18 protein-coding genes and 3 tRNA genes are annotated in these 17,044 nt (G+C 51.2%); 9 read left to right on the top strand and 12 right to left on the bottom strand.

Translation table 11 applies throughout. The features are described 5' to 3' along the window. Nucleotides 1-171 precede the first annotated feature (171 nt). Together FDW96_RS01520 and FDW96_RS01515 are read left to right on the top strand one after the other, a co-directional pair. A complete protein-coding gene (locus tag FDW96_RS01520) occupies nt 172-1,722 on the top strand; it encodes a YjjI family glycine radical enzyme (RefSeq protein ID WP_137365122.1) in 1,551 nt (516 codons plus the stop codon). Continuing rightward, nucleotides 1,694-2,557: a YjjW family glycine radical enzyme activase gene (locus FDW96_RS01515; RefSeq protein WP_137365121.1), complete on the top strand. Its 864-nt coding sequence runs from the start codon at nt 1,694-1,696 to the stop codon at nt 2,555-2,557. Before FDW96_RS01520 ends, FDW96_RS01515 begins: the two co-directional genes overlap by 29 nt. A 32-nt stretch (nt 2,558-2,589) precedes the next feature. Here the strand turns inward: FDW96_RS01515 and FDW96_RS01510 are convergent, their stop codons facing one another. From FDW96_RS01510 to holD, 8 genes are all read right to left on the bottom strand, one after another. Further along, nucleotides 2,590-3,366 (bottom strand): metal-dependent hydrolase, encoded by a 777-nt coding sequence (locus tag FDW96_RS01510; protein WP_061382869.1) that lies wholly within the window; start codon nt 3,364-3,366, stop codon nt 2,590-2,592. After that, a complete protein-coding gene (locus FDW96_RS01505; protein WP_137361768.1) occupies nt 3,363-4,436 on the bottom strand; it encodes a patatin family protein in 1,074 nt (357 codons plus the stop codon). The genes FDW96_RS01510 and FDW96_RS01505 overlap by 4 nt, the downstream gene beginning before the upstream one ends. A 121-nt stretch (nt 4,437-4,557) precedes the next feature. Then, nucleotides 4,558-4,719, bottom strand: coding sequence for a DUF1328 domain-containing protein (locus FDW96_RS01500; protein WP_003019081.1), 162 nt, complete (start codon nt 4,717-4,719; stop codon nt 4,558-4,560). Between the two features lie 127 nt (nt 4,720-4,846). Continuing rightward, nucleotides 4,847-5,464 (bottom strand): molecular chaperone OsmY, encoded by a 618-nt coding sequence (gene osmY / locus FDW96_RS01495; RefSeq protein ID WP_038636996.1) that lies wholly within the window; start codon nt 5,462-5,464, stop codon nt 4,847-4,849. A 306-nt stretch (nt 5,465-5,770) separates the two neighbouring features. After that, nucleotides 5,771-7,360, bottom strand: a complete 1,590-nt coding sequence (gene prfC, locus FDW96_RS01490) for a peptide chain release factor 3 (RefSeq protein ID WP_006686587.1) — start codon at nt 7,358-7,360, stop codon at nt 5,771-5,773. Between the two features lie 92 nt (nt 7,361-7,452). Further along, nucleotides 7,453-8,133 (bottom strand): pyrimidine 5'-nucleotidase, encoded by a 681-nt coding sequence (yjjG, locus tag FDW96_RS01485; protein ID WP_042312525.1) that lies wholly within the window; start codon nt 8,131-8,133, stop codon nt 7,453-7,455. 14 nt (nt 8,134-8,147) lie between these two features. Beyond that, nucleotides 8,148-8,594, bottom strand: a complete 447-nt coding sequence (gene rimI / locus FDW96_RS01480; RefSeq protein WP_038636994.1) for a ribosomal protein S18-alanine N-acetyltransferase — start codon at nt 8,592-8,594, stop codon at nt 8,148-8,150. Next, entirely contained in the window at nt 8,563-8,976 is a 414-nt protein-coding gene (gene holD, locus FDW96_RS01475) for a DNA polymerase III subunit psi (protein WP_038636992.1), read from the bottom strand. The genes rimI and holD overlap by 32 nt, the downstream gene beginning before the upstream one ends. Nucleotides 8,977-9,079: 103 nt before the next feature. Here holD and rsmC point away from each other — a divergent pair, with 103 nt between their 5' ends. The 4 genes from rsmC to FDW96_RS01455 all read left to right on the top strand — a co-directional run bounded on the left by rsmC (nt 9,080) and on the right by FDW96_RS01455 (nt 10,570). Beyond that, entirely contained in the window at nt 9,080-10,111 is a 1,032-nt protein-coding gene (gene rsmC / locus FDW96_RS01470) for a 16S rRNA (guanine(1207)-N(2))-methyltransferase RsmC (RefSeq protein WP_042312527.1), read from the top strand. A 139-nt stretch (nt 10,112-10,250) separates the two neighbouring features. Beyond that, nucleotides 10,251-10,337, top strand: a tRNA-Leu gene (locus FDW96_RS01465). A 28-nt stretch (nt 10,338-10,365) separates the two neighbouring features. Continuing rightward, nucleotides 10,366-10,452 (top strand) — tRNA-Leu (locus FDW96_RS01460). A gap of 32 nt (nt 10,453-10,484) precedes the next feature. Further along, nucleotides 10,485-10,570, top strand: a tRNA-Leu gene (locus FDW96_RS01455). Nucleotides 10,571-10,608: 38 nt separating this feature from the next. On the opposite strand, the gene FDW96_RS01450 is transcribed toward FDW96_RS01455, so the two are convergent. Continuing rightward, the gene (locus FDW96_RS01450; protein ID WP_072277010.1) at nt 10,609-10,845 is read right to left on the bottom strand and encodes a DUF1435 domain-containing protein; all 237 of its coding nucleotides are present in this window, start codon (nt 10,843-10,845) and stop codon (nt 10,609-10,611) included. Between the two features lie 252 nt (nt 10,846-11,097). On the opposite strand from FDW96_RS01450, the gene FDW96_RS01445 reads away from it, so the two are divergent. Both FDW96_RS01445 and fhuF read left to right on the top strand, forming a co-directional pair. After that, nucleotides 11,098-12,174, top strand: coding sequence for a GGDEF domain-containing protein (locus FDW96_RS01445; protein WP_042312533.1), 1,077 nt, complete (start codon nt 11,098-11,100; stop codon nt 12,172-12,174). Nucleotides 12,175-12,282: 108 nt separating this feature from the next. Continuing rightward, the gene (fhuF, locus tag FDW96_RS01440; protein WP_042312536.1) at nt 12,283-13,071 is read left to right on the top strand and encodes a siderophore-iron reductase FhuF; all 789 of its coding nucleotides are present in this window, start codon (nt 12,283-12,285) and stop codon (nt 13,069-13,071) included. A 29-nt stretch (nt 13,072-13,100) separates the two neighbouring features. Here the strand turns inward: fhuF and FDW96_RS01435 are convergent, their stop codons facing one another. Beyond that, nucleotides 13,101-14,444 carry a PTS sugar transporter subunit IIC gene (locus tag FDW96_RS01435; protein WP_137365120.1) on the bottom strand — a complete coding sequence of 448 codons (1,344 nt, stop codon included), beginning with the start codon at nt 14,442-14,444 and terminating at the stop codon, nt 13,101-13,103. Between the two features lie 365 nt (nt 14,445-14,809). Between FDW96_RS01435 and FDW96_RS01430 the strand changes: the two genes are divergently transcribed. Beyond that, on the top strand, nt 14,810-15,268 hold the full coding sequence (locus FDW96_RS01430; protein WP_038636987.1) for a YbaK/EbsC family protein: 459 nt from the start codon (nt 14,810-14,812) through the stop codon (nt 15,266-15,268). Between the two features lie 57 nt (nt 15,269-15,325). Here FDW96_RS01430 and bglJ read toward each other — a convergent pair whose 3' ends face one another. Together bglJ and FDW96_RS01420 are read right to left on the bottom strand one after the other, a co-directional pair. Next, nucleotides 15,326-16,003 carry a DNA-binding transcriptional activator BglJ gene (bglJ, locus tag FDW96_RS01425; protein WP_042312540.1) on the bottom strand — a complete coding sequence of 226 codons (678 nt, stop codon included), beginning with the start codon at nt 16,001-16,003 and terminating at the stop codon, nt 15,326-15,328. Further along, a complete protein-coding gene (locus tag FDW96_RS01420; RefSeq protein WP_137365119.1) occupies nt 15,964-16,689 on the bottom strand; it encodes a response regulator transcription factor in 726 nt (241 codons plus the stop codon). The genes bglJ and FDW96_RS01420 overlap by 40 nt, the downstream gene beginning before the upstream one ends. Nucleotides 16,690-17,044 lie beyond the last annotated feature (355 nt).

Below are 17,044 nucleotides of genomic sequence, written 5' to 3'. Positions count from 1 at the left end.
TCACAGTTAATGAAAACCACATACAGATTTGCATTACTCTAATGAGATCTACTTCAAATAATTCACCTTTCCAGACACGATGGGGTGGCATCAGGCGCATCCGGATCAAAGGTTGGGGCGCTGTTGCTTTCTACAATGGCGCGATACCTTCGGCACATAAAGGAACCAACGATGCCCACTTCAAGCGAATTCGCGCTGCAACAGCGGTGCCAACAAATCGTGACCAGCCCGACGCTCAGTCCTGAGCAGAAACGCCACTTTCTGGCGCTGGAGGCTGAAAACGCGCTGCCTTATCCGCAACTGCCCGCTGAAGCCCGCCAGGCGCTGGATGACGGGGTGATCTGCGATATGTACGAAGGTCATGCCCCATTCAAACCGCGCTATGTCTTACCCGACTATGCGCGTTTTCTGGCCAACGGCTCCTCATGGCTGGAGCTTGAAGGAGCCAGCGACCTTGATGATGCGTTATCCTTGCTCACCATCCTGTACCACCACGTTCCATCAGTGACCTCAATGCCGGTCTACCTCGGTCAGCTCGACGCCCTGTTGCAACCATATGTTAGAATTCTAACACAAAATGAGATCGATATTCGAATAAAACGTTTCTGGCGTTATCTCGACAGAACCCTGCCAGACGCGTTTATGCATGCCAATATCGGCCCCGCCGATACACCAGTTACTCGTGCAATTTTACGCGCAGATGCAGAGTTAAAGCAGGTTTCACCGAATCTGACATTTATTTATGATCCGCAAATCACCCCTGACGATCTGCTGCTCAACGTGGCGCAAAATATCTGCGAGTGCAGTAAGCCACATATATCCAACGGCACCGAAAATGATAAAATTTTCACAAAAGGTCAGTATGGCGTCGTGAGTTGTTACAACTCTTTACCGCTCTCCGGAGGCGGTAGCACGCTGGTCAGGCTTAATCTGAAAGCCATCGCAGAGCGCAGCACCTCTGTCGATGACTTCTTTACGCGCACCCTACCGCACTACTGCCAGCAGCAAATCGCCATCATTGATTCACGATGTGAATTCCTCTATGAGAAATCACATTTCTTTGAGAATAGCTTCCTCGTGCAGGAAGGGTTGATTGATCCCGAACGTTTTGTGCCGATGTTCGGGATGTATGGTCTGGCGGAAGCGGTAAACCTGCTATGTGAAAAGGCAGGACAAAGCGCCCGCTATGGGAAAGAGGCGTTCGCCAATCAGCTCGGATACCGCATTAGCGCCCAACTGGCGGAGTTTGTCGAACGCACACCGGTGAAGTATGGCTGGAAGCAGCGCGCAATGCTGCATGCGCAGTCGGGGATCAGTTCTGACATCGGCACCACGCCCGGCGCGCGTCTGCCTTATGGTGATGAACCTGACCCGATCACCCATCTGCAAACCGTCGCGCCGCATCACGCATATTATCACGCGGGGATCAGCGATATCCTGACGCTGGATGAAACCATCAAGCGTAATCCACAGGCGCTGGTGCAACTGTGCCTCGGCGCGTTTAAAGCCGGAATGCGTGAATTCACCGCCAACGTGAGCGGCAACGATCTGGTCCGCGTCACGGGCTATATGGTGCGCCTGTCGGATCTGGAAAAATATCGTGCCGAAGGATCTCGCACTAACACCACCTGGCTTGGTGAAGAGGCCGCACGCAATACGCGTATTCTGGAACGACAACCTCGTGTGATAAGCCATGAACAGCAGATGCGCTTCAGTCAGTAAACTGATCCCTTTCTCCTGCGTCGACGGGCCGGGCAGCCGCCTGGCTCTGTTCCTGCAAGGGTGTAATCTGCGCTGTAAGAACTGCCACAATCCATGGACGATGGGGCGCTGCAACGACTGCGGAGAATGTGTGCTGCATTGCCCGCATGAAGCGCTAAGCCTGAGTGCAGGGAAAGTATGGTGGCAGTCCGATGTGTGTCAGCAGTGCGACACCTGCCTGCACCTGTGCCCGCAGCAGGCGACGCCGATGGCGCAAACCATGAGTGTTGATCAGGTGCTGCAGCATATTCGCAAGGCAGCCCTGTTTATTGAGGGAATTACGGTCAGCGGTGGCGAAGCAACTACCCAGTTACCGTTTATTGTGGCGCTGTTTACCGCGCTCAAAAGCGATCCTCTGCTGCAACATCTGACCTGCATGGTCGACAGTAACGGCATGCTGAGCGAAACCGGCTGGCAAAAACTATTGCCGGTGTGCGACGGCGTAATGCTCGATTTAAAAGCGTGGGATAGCACGTACCATCGCCAGCTTACCGGGAGAGATAATACGCTGATTAAACAAAGCATTACCTTTCTGTCAAGGCAGGGAAAGCTTGCTGAGCTACGCCTGTTAGTGATCCCCGACCATGTGGATTATTTGCAACATATTGATGCGCTGGCAGCGTTCATTAAGCAGTCAGGCGACGTACCGGTGCGGCTGAACGCCTTTCATGCGCATGGGGTGTATGGCGAAGCAAAAGACTGGCCGAGCGCAACGCCAGAGGATGTGGAGCAGTTGGCGACAGGATTGCGTGAGCATGGGGTGGATAACCTGATCTTCCCGGCGCTGTATCTGTGATTGCCGGATGCGTCTTATCCGACACTCAACAATCACACATTAAACAACGCGGTCGTATTGCGATACAGCGCATCTGCTATCACGTCCGCAGGCTCCGAACGCAGTTCGCATAATGTCCCAAATACTCTGACCGCCTGCTCGGGGCGGTTGGGCTGCCCCTGAAAGCCATTGAGCGGCATGTCCGGCGCGTCGGTTTCCAGCAGGAGTGATTCCAGCGGCAGTTGCGCCATCACCTCACGGGTTTTACTGGCGCGTGGATAGGTAATAGTGCCGCCAACGCCAATTTTGTACCCCAGTTGCACAAAGCGTTGCGCCTGCTGCAAACTCCCGGAAAAACCATGCACCACGCCGGTTCGTGGCAGAGCATGACGTTTCAGAAGCATCGCCAATTTGTCATGAGTCCGTCGCGAATGCAGGATCACCGGCAGTTCGTAACGCTTCGCCAGTTTAAGCTGCGCTTCCAGCACCCGTTCTTGTTTATCAAATTGCGGATCGTCCCGGTAAAGATCCAGTCCAATCTCGCCCACGGCTACCAGCTTTTGCGGGCGCGTATCCAGCGCCTGCTGCAGTTGGTCCAGACTTTCATCGCCGTGTTGTTCAATAACAATGGGATGCAGACCCAAAGCAGCAAACAACGGCGGATACTTTTCCGCTAACGCCAGTACGCGGGAAAAGTTTGCCGCCTGCGTCGCCGGAACAATGATGCAATTCACACCGACCGCCGCAGCACGTTGAATGCTGGCGGGCTCATCGTCAGTAAACGGCGGGAAATCAAAGTGACAATGTGTATCAATGAAGCGAAAACTCACGCCAGATCCTCGTTATCAAACGTTGTATCGTTAGCCTGAGGCGCATTGGTCACCACCGGCGCGTGGGCATCGTTGGCCACCGGTGCGGGAGGAACCACCACCGGTCCCGGCACGACAATCTTCGGCGTCTGACGAGGCAATGGCGCGTTTTTCGCCAACAACTTGCCGACGGTGGCCAGGAAGTAACGACCGCACAAACGCCCGGTCTTATAGTCTTCTCGCAGCGCCGGAATACGGCTGCCCAGCGCCATGCTATGGAGCGGTTTTGGCGGATAGATCTCAAAGATTCGCAGCTTACCCGGCGGCTTTTCAATAAAGCTCTGGATCGCGCGATAGCTGGTTTCATGGTGCTGGACCAAATTCAGCAACGGTTGCAGACTGCTTTCACCCAGCCAGCGCTCCATACGTTTAAACCACTGCGGGGTGTAGTACATTTGCGAAGGCACAGTGCGGATCACCACCAGCGTTTTTGCGCCGTGCTTCGCCGCCTCCTGCACGGGTATGGCATCGCTTACTCCCCCGTCCAGATAGTTCACACCATCCAGCGCAACACCTGTGCGGTAGAATCCCGGAATAGCGCTGGAGGCGCGAATGAGATCGAGCCAGTTTTGTCGGTTCGGCGAAAAATAACCTGGCGTATAATCATCACCCCGACAGGCGCACATATAAAACGCTTTCCCTGCGGCAAACAAACGCTCGGCGTTATCCATCGCCAGCGGCATCTGGGATGCGGTCGAATCCACCAGCCAGTCGAGATCGATTAAGTTTCCCCCGCGCACAAAGCGTACCGGGTCAAAAAACTCACGACGGGTGGTGTAACGCATAATGACTTTACGGCCATAACCAGGCTGGTTACACAGATAGGCTGAAAGGTTTTGCGCACCGGCGGACGTCCCGTAGTAAAGGTCAAAGGGATTAAACTGCGCACGCATGAATTCATCCAGTACGCCAGCGGTGAAAATGCCTCTTTGTCCCCCGCCCTCACACACCAGCGCCATACTGCCTGGTTGGAACGGACGTAACGATAACGGCGCAATATTACCGAGCGTGACGGGTATTCTCTGCCCCACCTCTGCCTTCCTGTTGTTTTTGTAATAGAACAACAAAGTAACGCAAATTGCCTGACGCTAAAACCGTAAAAGCCAGTCCACTGGACTGGCTTGGTAGCAAGTTATCTTTACGGTTTACTTACTAGGGTCGTTTACGACCGGTAAACAGGCTGACCAGAAACAGAATGATCCCCACCACGAAAACAATTTTCGCTGCGCCTGCAGCGGTACCTGCCAGTCCACCAAAACCCAGTGCGGCGGCAATTAACGCGATAACCAGAAATATGATGCCCCATCGAAACATGCGCTTCTCCTTTACCATAGTTAATGTCACCGCTTGTTATGAGCGCTCAGGCTGCTCATCGGCGATATTTTTAGTGTGGTGCACAACACGCCTCCCGACAAACGTCAGGAGGACGAATTAAGTCGAATTACTGAGTTTTAAGGTCGTTTTTGACGCTTTTCACGCCATCAACCGCTTTGGCGATGCTCTCAGCACGATCGCTTTGTGCTTTTGAGTCAACGGTGCCGGAAAGTTGAACCACTCCATCAGTCGTCTCTACTTTCACTTTACGGGAAGGGACAATGTCATCAGCCAGCAGTTTTGCTTTCACTTCACTGGTGGTTGCCGTGTCGCCCGCATAGCCTTTTACTGAGGTGCTTTTGCTGTCGCGTACGTGCAGTTTGTCGCTCACTGAGGTTACGCCCTCAACGCCTTTGGCCACTTTCACGGCTTCTTCAGCCTGCGCCTGGCTTTCAACAAACCCGCTTAACGTCACCACTTTCTGGTCTGTTTTCACGGAAATATCGGTGCTCTTGATGCTTTCGTGATCCACCAGCGCAGCTTTTACTTTTGCTGTGATAGTGCTGTCATCCATGAAATTACCGACTTTGTTCATAGAGCTATCGACTTTCTGCCCCGCACTTTCGACACCAGATTGCGCTTTATCCGTCGTGGCGTTTTCTGCAAAAGCAGAACCCGTTGCAACAGCGGAGGTCAGCATCACGGCCAGCAGCGTTTTAGAAATCTTAAGTCCTGTCATTGTCATCGATGTATTCCTGTATGTTTTGCTAAAAGCGATGGTCTGCCGTAAACGGCGTTAACCAGCAACTAATCTTGTAAGTGGAATAAATATCAGCAATAGAAGCTGCAACAGGCAGCCTAAAAAGCATTTAACGCCGATATTTATGTCATCACATTGTTAAATATAGTTCAGGATTTCGTGATCGCAGTCCGGATTGACTAAAAAACAGGCAAACAACAGAAAAACGAGAGGTTTTAAGAACATTCCGCAAGGGATTTAAAAGACAGGAAAAGTTACCGGGCACGGCGGATTCCGTGCCCTGGGAGTCGATTAGTGTTCGCGCGTTTTGCGGAACTGAACGTCAGGGTAACGTTCCTGGGTGAGATTCAGGTTAACCATGGTCGGTGCGATATAGGTGAGGTTATCGCCACCATCCAGCGCCAGCTGAACTTCGTTTTTACGCTTAAATTCTTCGAATTTTTTCACGTCAGAACATTCTACCCAGCGCGCGGTCGCCACGTTGACCGACTCATAAATCGCTTCAACGTTGTACTCGCTCTTCAGGCGTGAAACCACCACGTCGAACTGCAGCACACCGACAGCGCCCACGATCAGATCGTTATTAGCAATTGGACGGAAGACCTGCACCGCACCCTCTTCCGACAGCTGAACCAGCCCTTTCAGCAGCTGTTTCTGCTTCAACGGATCTTTCAGGCGAATACGACGGAACAGCTCCGGCGCGAAGTTCGGAATACCGGTGAACTTCATCATTTCGCCCTGGGTGAAGGTATCGCCGATCTGGATAGTGCCGTGGTTGTGCAGACCAAGAATATCGCCCGGATACGCTTCTTCCACATGAGAGCGGTCACCGGCCATAAAGGTCAGCGCATCAGAGATCACCACGTCTTTACCAATGCGCACCTGGCGCATTTTCATGCCTTTCTCGTACTTACCGGAAACCACACGCATGAACGCCACGCGGTCACGGTGTTTCGGATCCATGTTGGCCTGGATTTTAAACACGAAGCCGGTGAACTTCTCTTCTGAGGCTTCCACGGTGCGGGTATCAGTTTTACGCGGCATCGGCGCAGGCGCCCACTCCACTAAGCCGTCCAGCATATGGTCAACGCCGAAGTTACCCAGCGCGGTACCGAAGAAGACCGGGGTGATTTCGCCCGCGAGGAACAGATCATGGTCGAACTCGTTAGACGCGCCCTGCACCAGCTCCAGCTCGTCGCGCAGCTGCTGCGCCAGATCTTCGCCCACGGCGGCATCGAGTTCCGGGTTATTCAGCCCCTTAACAATGCGCACTTCCTGAATGGTGTGGCCTTTACCCGTCTGGTACAGGTAAGTTTCGTCTTTATAAAGGTGATAAACGCCCTTGAACAGCTTCCCGCAGCCAATCGGCCAGGTGATCGGCGCACAGCCGATTTTCAGCTCGTTCTCGACTTCATCCAGCAGCTCCATCGGGTCACGGATGTCACGGTCGAGTTTGTTCATGAAGGTCAGGATCGGCGTATCGCGCAGACGGGTAACTTCCATCAGCTTGCGTGTACGATCCTCAACGCCTTTCGCGGCGTCGATAACCATCAGACAGCAGTCTACCGCCGTCAGAGTACGGTAAGTATCTTCGGAGAAGTCTTCGTGCCCCGGGGTGTCCAGCAGGTTCACCAGGCAGTCGTGATACGGAAACTGCATCACAGAGGTGGTAATGGAGATACCACGCTGCTTTTCCATCTCCATCCAGTCAGATTTTGCATGCTGGCTGGAGCCACGGCCTTTTACCGTACCGGCGGTCTGAATCGCCTGTCCGAATAACAGGACCTTTTCAGTAATGGTCGTTTTACCGGCATCCGGGTGAGAAATAATGGCAAAAGTGCGGCGCTTGGCCACCTCTTGCAAATAAGGAGACAACGTCATAATTCAATCTTCTTAGTAAACGCGGCAATGCGCCGCGCATGTTGAATACGAAAAAATTGCGGCTATTTTACCCATCAACGGGGGGGAGGCAATCAGTGTTTACACAGGAGCTGCTCCAGTTCGCTTAATGACGCCACCGTCCATGTCGGCTGAATGCCCGCTGGCAGCTCGCGATGGTGCGTATTTAGCCAGCAGGTGGATAGCCCAGCGTTAATGCCGCCCAGAATATCGGACTCTGCGGTATCGCCCACCATCAGCACGCGGGAACGATCAGGATTGCCCGCCTGCTCCAGCGCGTGGTCAAAAATACGGGGATCGGGTTTTGCCACTCCAACCTGCTCAGAAATCACCAGCAGATCGAAATAGTCGCGCAGCCCCGTCCGCTCAAGGCGGATTTGCTGCAACGCCGTAAAGCCGTTAGTAATGATACCGATTTTCGTTTTATCACGAATCGCATTGAGCAGAGAAACCGCCCCAGGCAACGGCGAGCAGATCTCCGCCATCGCATTGATAAATGCGTCATTAAGCTGGCCTGGTTCGACCTTCAGGCGTTCAGCCCAGCTCTGGAAACGGGCGTGCTGCAGTTGCAATGAAGTAATCGCGCCGTTTTGATAATCCACCCATAGCGGTTTATTCACGGCCTGGTAGTCCTGAAAATCTTCAGCGGTAAAGGTAATGCTATAGTCGAGAAACATCCGCTGTAAGCCGGTAAACGAGTCAAATGTAAACAGCGTTTCGTCGGCATCAAAGAAAATCCAGTCCCACTTCTTCATCATTACACCTTGTCTTACATACTGATTGGCAATGCCATGATAATGGCGTCTTCATGACCATCGGCCGTCGGATAATAATTGCGCCGGATCGTCGCCTCGTTAAAGCCCAGGCTTTCATACAGTGCGATAGCGGCAGCATTTGAGGCGCGCACTTCCAGCCACAGCGTCAAAATGCCACGCTTTTCCAGCTCATCGATCAGGTGCTCCAGCAGCTCGCGCCCCAGGCCCTGGCGCTGAAAGTCAGGATCGACAGCGATATTGAACAGCGTAGCTTCATCCAGCACCACCTGCGTAATCGCAAAGGCGGCCATCACGTCGTCAACCCTCAACTGAAAATTGAGGTAGCGATCGCCCTGGTTGCTGGCAAATGTTTTTTCACTCCACGGAAAAGCGTGGGCGCGTTTTTCAATCTGAAATGCTGCAGGTAAATCAGTCGGTTCGAGGGAAGAAATCGTGTTCATATGCGCAGATTTGTTGCCATAACGCGGCACGGGCCGCTGGGTTTTCCCGTAATTCATTAAACGCAGGACTCTCGACCTGAGCGCCTTCCAGCAGCAGCGGCTCTTCGGTTCCCAGCCGCCAGCTATTACAGCGACTGCCCTGCGGTAGCATGGCGACACGGTCAGGCGTCAACTGTAAAACCTGATCCGGGCTGACGGTTATTGCGCGTAAAATATCGCTCATTAACGGTTCGGTTAGCGCGGGTAGTTGTGCAGCAACCATCACTAAACGGATATGCGCAGGAATGGAGATCGCGATTTCGCCCTGCAGTGCGCCAGGACGACGCAGCGACCACTGCGTAATGCCCAGTTGCTGTAACTGCCAGTCTCGTCGGGATGTCATAGCGAAACACTCCTGTCTATCAGGGGCGCAAATATAGCAAATTTGTCGAATCCGTGCCATCAAACAACTATAATCCCCGGCTGTACAATTTAAGGAGCACTCCATGTCTGCTTTTACCCCGGCAAGTGAAGTCTTGCTGCGCCACAGTGATGATTTCGAACAAAGCCGTATTCTGTTTGCCGGTGATTTGCAGGATGACCTACCTGCCCACTTCGAAAGCGCCGCCAGCCGTGCGCACACTCAACAACTTCATCACTGGCAGGTGCTGAACCGCCAGATGGGTGACAACGTCCGTTTCAGCCTCGTTGCCAGGGCCGATGACGTTGCCGATAGCGATACGCTAATCTACTACTGGCCGAAGAATAAGCCGGAAGCGCAGTTCCAACTGATGAATATTTTGTCGCTGTTACCGGTGGGCAGCGATGTTTTTGTTGTCGGTGAGAACCGCAGTGGCGTACGTAGTGCAGAGCAGATGCTGGCCGAATACGCACCGCTGAATAAAGTCGACAGCGCCCGTCGCTGTGGCCTGTACCACGGCCGTCTGGAAAAACAGCCAGTCTTTGATGCAGAAAAATACTGGGATGAATATCAGGTTGATAATCTGACCATCAAAACGCTGCCGGGCGTATTCAGCCGTGACGGCCTGGATATTGGCAGCCAATTGCTACTCTCCACACTGACGCCGCATACCAAAGGTAAAATTCTGGATGTCGGTTGTGGCGCTGGCGTACTTTCCGTCGCTTTAGCCAGCCACTCGCCAAAAGTTCGCTTAACCCTGTGTGATGTAAGTGCGGCCGCTGTTGAAGCCAGCCGCGCCACGCTTGCCGCCAACGGTATTGAAGGTGATGTGATCGCCAGTAACGTTTTTTCTGACGTGACGGGCCGCTTTGATATGATCATCTCCAACCCACCGTTCCATGATGGGATGCAGACCAGCCTCGATGCCGCGCAAACGCTGATTCGCGGCGCGGTGCGTCATCTCAACAGCGGCGGTGAACTGCGTATCGTGGCGAACGCCTTCCTGCCCTATCCAAAGGTGCTGGATGAGGTATTCGGATTCCATGAAGTTATCGCACAGACCGGACGCTTCAAGGTCTATCGCACCATCATGACGCGTCAGGCGAAAAAAGCGTAATTGTCTCGCAGCGAACGGCCATTCACATGGCCGTTTTTGCATCAATCGGCCCAGCCTGTACAATTAACTATTGACGAAAAGTTGAAAACAACTAGAATGCGCCTCCGTGGTAACGATACTTTTTGAGTGTCGATGGTATGCGAAGGTGGCGGAATTGGTAGACGCGCTAGCTTCAGGTGTTAGTGTCCTTTCGGACGTGGGGGTTCAAGTCCCCCCCCTCGCACCATAATCCACATTGATATTGCTCGCACTGGGCGAAGGTGGCGGAATTGGTAGACGCGCTAGCTTCAGGTGTTAGTGTCCTTTCGGACGTGGGGGTTCAAGTCCCCCCCCTCGCACCAACGAGGCGATATCAAAAAAATAAGATGACTGTGCGAAGGTGGCGGAATTGGTAGACGCGCTAGCTTCAGGTGTTAGTGTCCTTAGGATGTGGGGGTTCGAGTCCCCCCCCTCGCACCAATTATCTTATTTTCCTCTCGCTTTCTTCCCTGTTTCGCTTATCCCTGATTCCAGTTCATCATTACCAGCACAATGCCGCCGATCAACGCCGCGCATGAAGGTAACAGAACAAAATGCCGTAAGCGCTTGTGATATAGCATGAGCGAAGTCAGTAGTAATCCTAATACAATCATTACCTTCCATACATAGACTGACAGATCGGTAAATGCCATTCCGGCAATGAGCATCCCCGGCAACAGAACTCCCCATCCACTGCCCAGCGTACGTTGCAACATGGTTCCACCTACGACATTGATAATGATAACCAATATCATATGATATATTTTCTCATTTGTCAGCTGGAAGGCACTATCAATTATATGAGTTTTACTTAACGATTGATGACATGAATAACCTAAGGTGATAAATTGCTCGCCGATTAACGCTTCAACTAAAAATAAAGACCTCAGCGAATGATGCCCCGTTCGTTATTTGTTTTATTTACCAACACATCTTCGTATATTACAGATAACTAACAATATTTACCTATGACAGTACAATCCTGGCGAACTCTGCGCACTAAAAAATATCAACTCTCGTTGCGTTTGTTTCTGCTTCTCAACGCAGTCTCCGCGCTGTTTACGCTTTTTTTCCCACTTTTTGCCGTCAAAGCCGTATCAGTACCGGCTCTGCTGATACTGATCACCAGCACGCTGCTGCTTATATGGCATGGGAAATATACGGATAAAAAAATTAATCTCCCTTTTATTTCAATAATTTTTGGCTTGTTATGGGCATTTCATATTTTTCAGAAATATTCCACGCTCGGTCATAATGACTATTATTTTCTGTTAATCGCACTGCTCAGTGTACTGTTTATTGGATCTATTGCTTTTGCCAATAATATCATCGCGTTTACGCTTCACTCATTGCCTTCCGTCGCCGTCTGTTTATGGCTTAGCGGCAACGAGCACGGTTTACGAATTTTCTATTTTATGGCGTTACCGATGGCCGGGATCGCCATCCAGCATGTGATTCAAAAGCGCTACGATGGTTTCGCCCAGCAGTTGATGTACAAACTGCTGGAGGAACGAGAAACGCTCAGCGGACTCAGCATGCTTGATCCGCTTACTGGTTTATATAACCGCCGGGGGCTGCAACACAGACTCGATACACTGTTGGCGCTGAGCAACTCGAAGCACTACGTGTTGTTATTAGATATCGACCACTTCAAAGCCTATAACGATCATTACGGGCATATGATGGGTGACCAGGCGCTGATCCGCGTCTCAGCGGCCATTCGTGATTCCGTACGCTCCCGGGATGTGGTGGCGCGATTCGGCGGCGAAGAATTCATGGTTTTGCTGACCGCGATCGATCCGCAGCAGGCACAGGCTGCCGCCGAGCGTATTCGTCAGAAAGTGTACGACCTTAAAATACCCCACATGTTTAACGAAAGCGTGGCAACCAACGTGACCGTCAGTATTGGCATTGCGCCTCTGGTAGAGCAGGATATTGAGGCCGCTATCGCCAGAGCGGATAAAGCCCTATACGAGGCGAAAAACCTCGGGCGTAACAACACGCTGGTCAGCGATGAGCTACGGGTAAACCGCCCTTCACTCTGAGCTATATGTGCGGTGGCACCCAGCATCGTGACAAAGATCTTGCCATCGTTCATTGTCAACTATAGGATTAGCAATCATTATCATTTAGATTAACATCCGTATATTGCCATGGCTTATCGTTCCGCACCGATCGTTGAAGATGTCATCTGGCGTAGCCACCTCCCAGCAAAGATGCCCTCGCTGGCTGCTGCTGTACGCGAAACGATAGCCAAGACCCGTGAGCACCTACTGGACTTCATTCGTCTTGACGAAATCCCCGTACCGGGCGCGATGACGCTACATGAATGGACGCAACCGGCGACGCTCAGTTCGCTGTTGGCCGTTTATTCAGACCATATCTATCGCAACCAACCTACGCTGACACGCGAAAATAAACCGCTGATTTCTCTCTGGGCCCAGTGGTATATCGGCCTGATGATGCCTCCGCTCATGGTAGCTCTGCTGACGCAAAAAGAGGCTATCGATGTCTCTCCTGAACACATGCACGTAGAATTCCACGAAACGGGCCGTGCAGCCTGCTTCTGGATCGATGTGCATCAGGATCACCAGACCACGGCCCTGTCTCCTCAACAACGTATGGAAACGCTGATTCTCACAGCGCTGACGCCGGTTGTGCAGGCGCTGGAAGCGACAGGCGAGATCAACGCAAAGCTTATCTGGAGTAATACGGGATACTTAATTCACTGGTACTTAACGGAAATGAAGCCGTTGTTAGGTGAAGAACTGTTGAACACGCTGCGCCAGACCTGCTTTTTTGAGAAACAACTCTCCTGCGGCCAGGATAACCCCCTGTGGCGTACCGTTGTTCCACGCGAGGGACTGTTAGTTCGCAGAACCTGCTGCCAGCGCTATCGCCTGCCCGACGTTCAGCAATGCGGTGACTGTACGCTGAAATAAGCGAGGAACCGTAGCCCCTCGCCAACAAATTATGCAACCTGCTGATTTTCCTCTTCTATACGCTGTGCTTCTTCTTTTTCCTGTGCCAGAAGCTGCTTTTCATAAACCTTAAAGAACGGGAAATAGATGATCGCCGACACCAATGCCAGCAGGACAACCAGGATGGCCGCACGATAATCCCAGCCTAACGCCCATGCCGCGCCAACCGGAGCCGGGGCCGTCCAGGGAACGACGGAAATCACCCGACCAATTAAATCCAGCTTCATCGCCGCCCATGCCAGCACCGCATTCACCATCGGGGCCAACAGGAACGGGATAAAGAACACCGGGTTCATAACAATCGGCGTACCGAAAATCACCGGTTCGTTAATATTGAAAATGCTGGGGACCACGCTCAAACGCCCAATCGAGCGTAAATGAGCCGAACGGCTGCGCAGATAGCAAATCACCAGCCCCATCGTCGCGCCGGACCCACCAACCACGATGAAAAACGTCCAGAATGCTTCCATAAAGATATGGGGCAAAGGCGCGCCCTGTGCCAGCGCCGACTGGTTCATTCCGAGATTGGTTAGCCAGAACATTTGCAGCATCCCCGATACAATCGCCGCACCATGGATCCCAGCAAACCACAGTAGATGACCAATCAGCACGGCCAGTAGTATCGCCGGGAGAGAATCAGCGGCGGATACCAGTGGTTTAAAGATGGCCATAATGGCCTGCGGGATTAGCATGTCAAACTGCGACTGTATAACCAGACTCAGAGGGTACAGAGTTAGCACCACCACCAGCACCGGGATCAGCAGATCGAAGGAGTTTTTGATCATTGGCGGCACCTGATCGGGTAAACGGATACCGATGTTGTGCGCCTTCAGGAAACGCATCATTTCAACACAGTAAATCGCCACCAGGATAGCGGTGAAAATCCCCGTCCCACCCAGGCTATCAACGGGCATCGTGCCTTTGGTTTTCGGCGCAGCAATCAGCAAAAAAGCCATAATGGACAACATCGCGCACATAAACGGATCTAATTGATACGACTTCACATAGTGCTTCCCCAGGTTATAAGCGATAGCCGCACATATGTAGACCGACATGATCCCCATCGTCATATCAAACGGAGTGAGGATTTGGCCTTCAAACTGTTTTGCCATGTCCAGCCATGCGCGGGCAAATCCCCATGTTGTATCAGGAGAAAATGGCGGGTAGGCAAAAACCAACAGAAATGAGCCTACGATCATAAATGGCATAGCCGAAATAAAACCATCACGAATTGCCATCACGTGACGTTGCGAAGAGATACGCCCGGCGACAGGGCTGACGTAGTTTTCAACAAAGCGGAAAATCACAGTAAACACAGCATGGTTAGTAGACATAGCCGCTCTCCCGTTGCGCAAAACCCTGCAGCCATGCAGTCATCAACACCACCATGTAAAGCCCATTACACTTTTTCGCAACCGTGCCGGGAAGAGCACCAGCGCAACTGCATTTTGAGTTAAGTTTCATAGATGGCTCTTATTATGTGATACAGAGGAAGTGACAACTTCAGTATTAATCGTCATTTCAACAATCTGCAACCGGTTACTGTAACCGGTTTCTTTGATTGTGAAGACGATCGAAAAAATGCCAATGTTGCCATGTTGTTACAATAAAATATTTACAGTGAGGTAAGCCCTATGACAAATTACGCCATGCGGTTTTCTGCTGTGCGGAGCTGCCTGTAGGCACCATGGAGAGAAGAATGAGTTTGCAATCAGTACGCCAATTTTTGGCGCAGCATGCCCCAGATATTGAGATCATCGAATTAGACCAGAGCACGGCAACTGTTGAACTGGCAGCTAAAGCCCATAATGTCGAACCCGGTCAGATCGCGAAAACACTTTCGCTAAAGGTGAAGAACGACATCATCCTGGTTGTCGCCAAAGGCGATGCCCGGCTGGATAATAAAAAGCTAAAGAGCACGTTCGGTGCCAAAGCCCGTATGCTGAGTAGTGATGAGGTAGTGAACGCGACGGGTCATCCCGTTGGCGGCGTTTGTCCTTTCGGGCTGGAAACACCGATCTCGGTTTATTGCGATGTCTCTCTGAAGCACTATGCTGAAGTGCTGCCTGCGGCAGGAGCCATTCACAGCGCGGTTCGCATCACACCGGAACGAATGGCTGAGCTAACTTCAGCCACCTGGGTTGATGTGTGTCAGTGATGTTTCACGCCCCAGCCCGGTGACTGAAACCGACACAAAATAGGTCTACGTTGACCGTTACGACGCCGCTTGTAGAAAAGGTGTCGATTCACCTGCGCGCAGATACAGCAGGATATCGGCGGCATCCAGTAACCCAACATCTGAGCTCACGCCCAGCTTGGACATTACGTTAAATTTATGCGCCCGAATGGTTTTAATATTCCGCTCAAGCTGAACGGCAATCTGCGGCATCGAATAGCCATTCGACATAAAACGCAGAATTTCTCGTTCTGTAGGGCTAAGCACACGGCTTTGATTGATAAACCAATGGTTTTTCGCGCTTTCGGTTACCTGGGTAGGGCAATTCAATGCTGTAAATAACGCGTCCTGCAACACAGTTAACGAAGAAGCTTTGCTAACAACCCCATCCAATGGCAATGGTGACAGAGAGCCAATTAAACGCGCCTCAGCATCGTCATCGGCAATAACTATACGCCTGATGCGAGGGAAATTTATCGCCAGTTCCGTCAGATAGGCGAGCCCTGCTCTGCGATCGGTCCTGATAGCAGAAAGAGAAAAAATAACTGCCGAAAATGACATTTTTAACATCGCCTGACTAAAGGCAAGCTGATTCGAAAAGAGATGAAGTGCGTATTGGTCACCCGGCATGGTATTAAATAAACTCTCAATACCCACGCTACTCATCGCACATTTTTCTATAAGTGCGACGTTTCTTTTAATGCTTCTGCTTTCCATTCCGTGGTCTCTCCATATACTGAAGGTAAATTCAGTTCTCGCGATCCTTGAGAACTGTTTATCCATGCGTACATTTCTGCATTGCTGTGTATTGATAAGCGACGCATGGCGCTGTTCTTTTGGGCGCTGATTGTTTTATTACTTTTCTTAAGCAACGACGCAATCTGGTTAATTCCCCAGCCTTTTCCCAGGAGTCTCAGCACTTTCCTCTCCGAGAGGGTAAGTACAATTGAGCGGACGCTATGGTCAGCCAACTCTGGCATTACGGACGGAGAGAGCAGCGACTTGCTAATTCTCTCTGCTCGGGTATTTCCCGCATGAATTACATTCACTAAACTTTCAATCGGCTCTGCATCAGATAACAGCGAACTGATCGGGCACATCAGCAGTTCGATGGCGAGAGGGTAAAAAATACGAGATACAAGAAATACCCAATGAATATCACGGTATTGAGATAATAAAGAATAATATTGTTCGCAGACTGAGCGAGGATGATTACAGTCTGCGGGTAAATCAGCAATCACCAAATCAGCGCACCGCAACTGCAACAATGTCAGTTCTTCAACGGAACGACAGTAAGTTAATTCGCAATCAGCGAACTGTCCTTGCATTACACCTTTAAGCCCAGTTTGTACGATCGGTAATTTACTAATAATAATTGCGTTTTTGCAGCGTCCTGGCAACATATCCCCTCCACATTCACCAGTCCGTATTCGCACTTATTAAAAGCTTCCTGATAAATTAAATATATTAATTAACAGAAAAACCTAAACTATAGACGAGGTGAATTGTTTATCCTTGGATTTTATTAAAATATTAAAGTAATGGCGCTATAATCCCAATAGCGTCAAACTATTGAACCGTTATTACAAAATTACGCACAAATACATTCTATGTACAATTAAAAGAACTACAATAGAACATTAGCATTGCTTACGTATTTGCCATCCTTATAAATAACACGACCTTTTCATGTAGCGCTATCTTTATTGATAAGCAGGTAAGGCATGTAAGCGGCTGCGACCTGCGTCTTTTTTCAAC

Origin of the sequence: Citrobacter sp. TBCS-15 (genome assembly GCF_005280815.1) — a bacterium.
GTDB classification, from domain to species: domain Bacteria; phylum Pseudomonadota; class Gammaproteobacteria; order Enterobacterales; family Enterobacteriaceae; genus Citrobacter; species Citrobacter werkmanii.
Note: the sequence above shows the minus strand (reverse complement) of the source record. Positions and strands in the feature narration are given on the sequence as shown.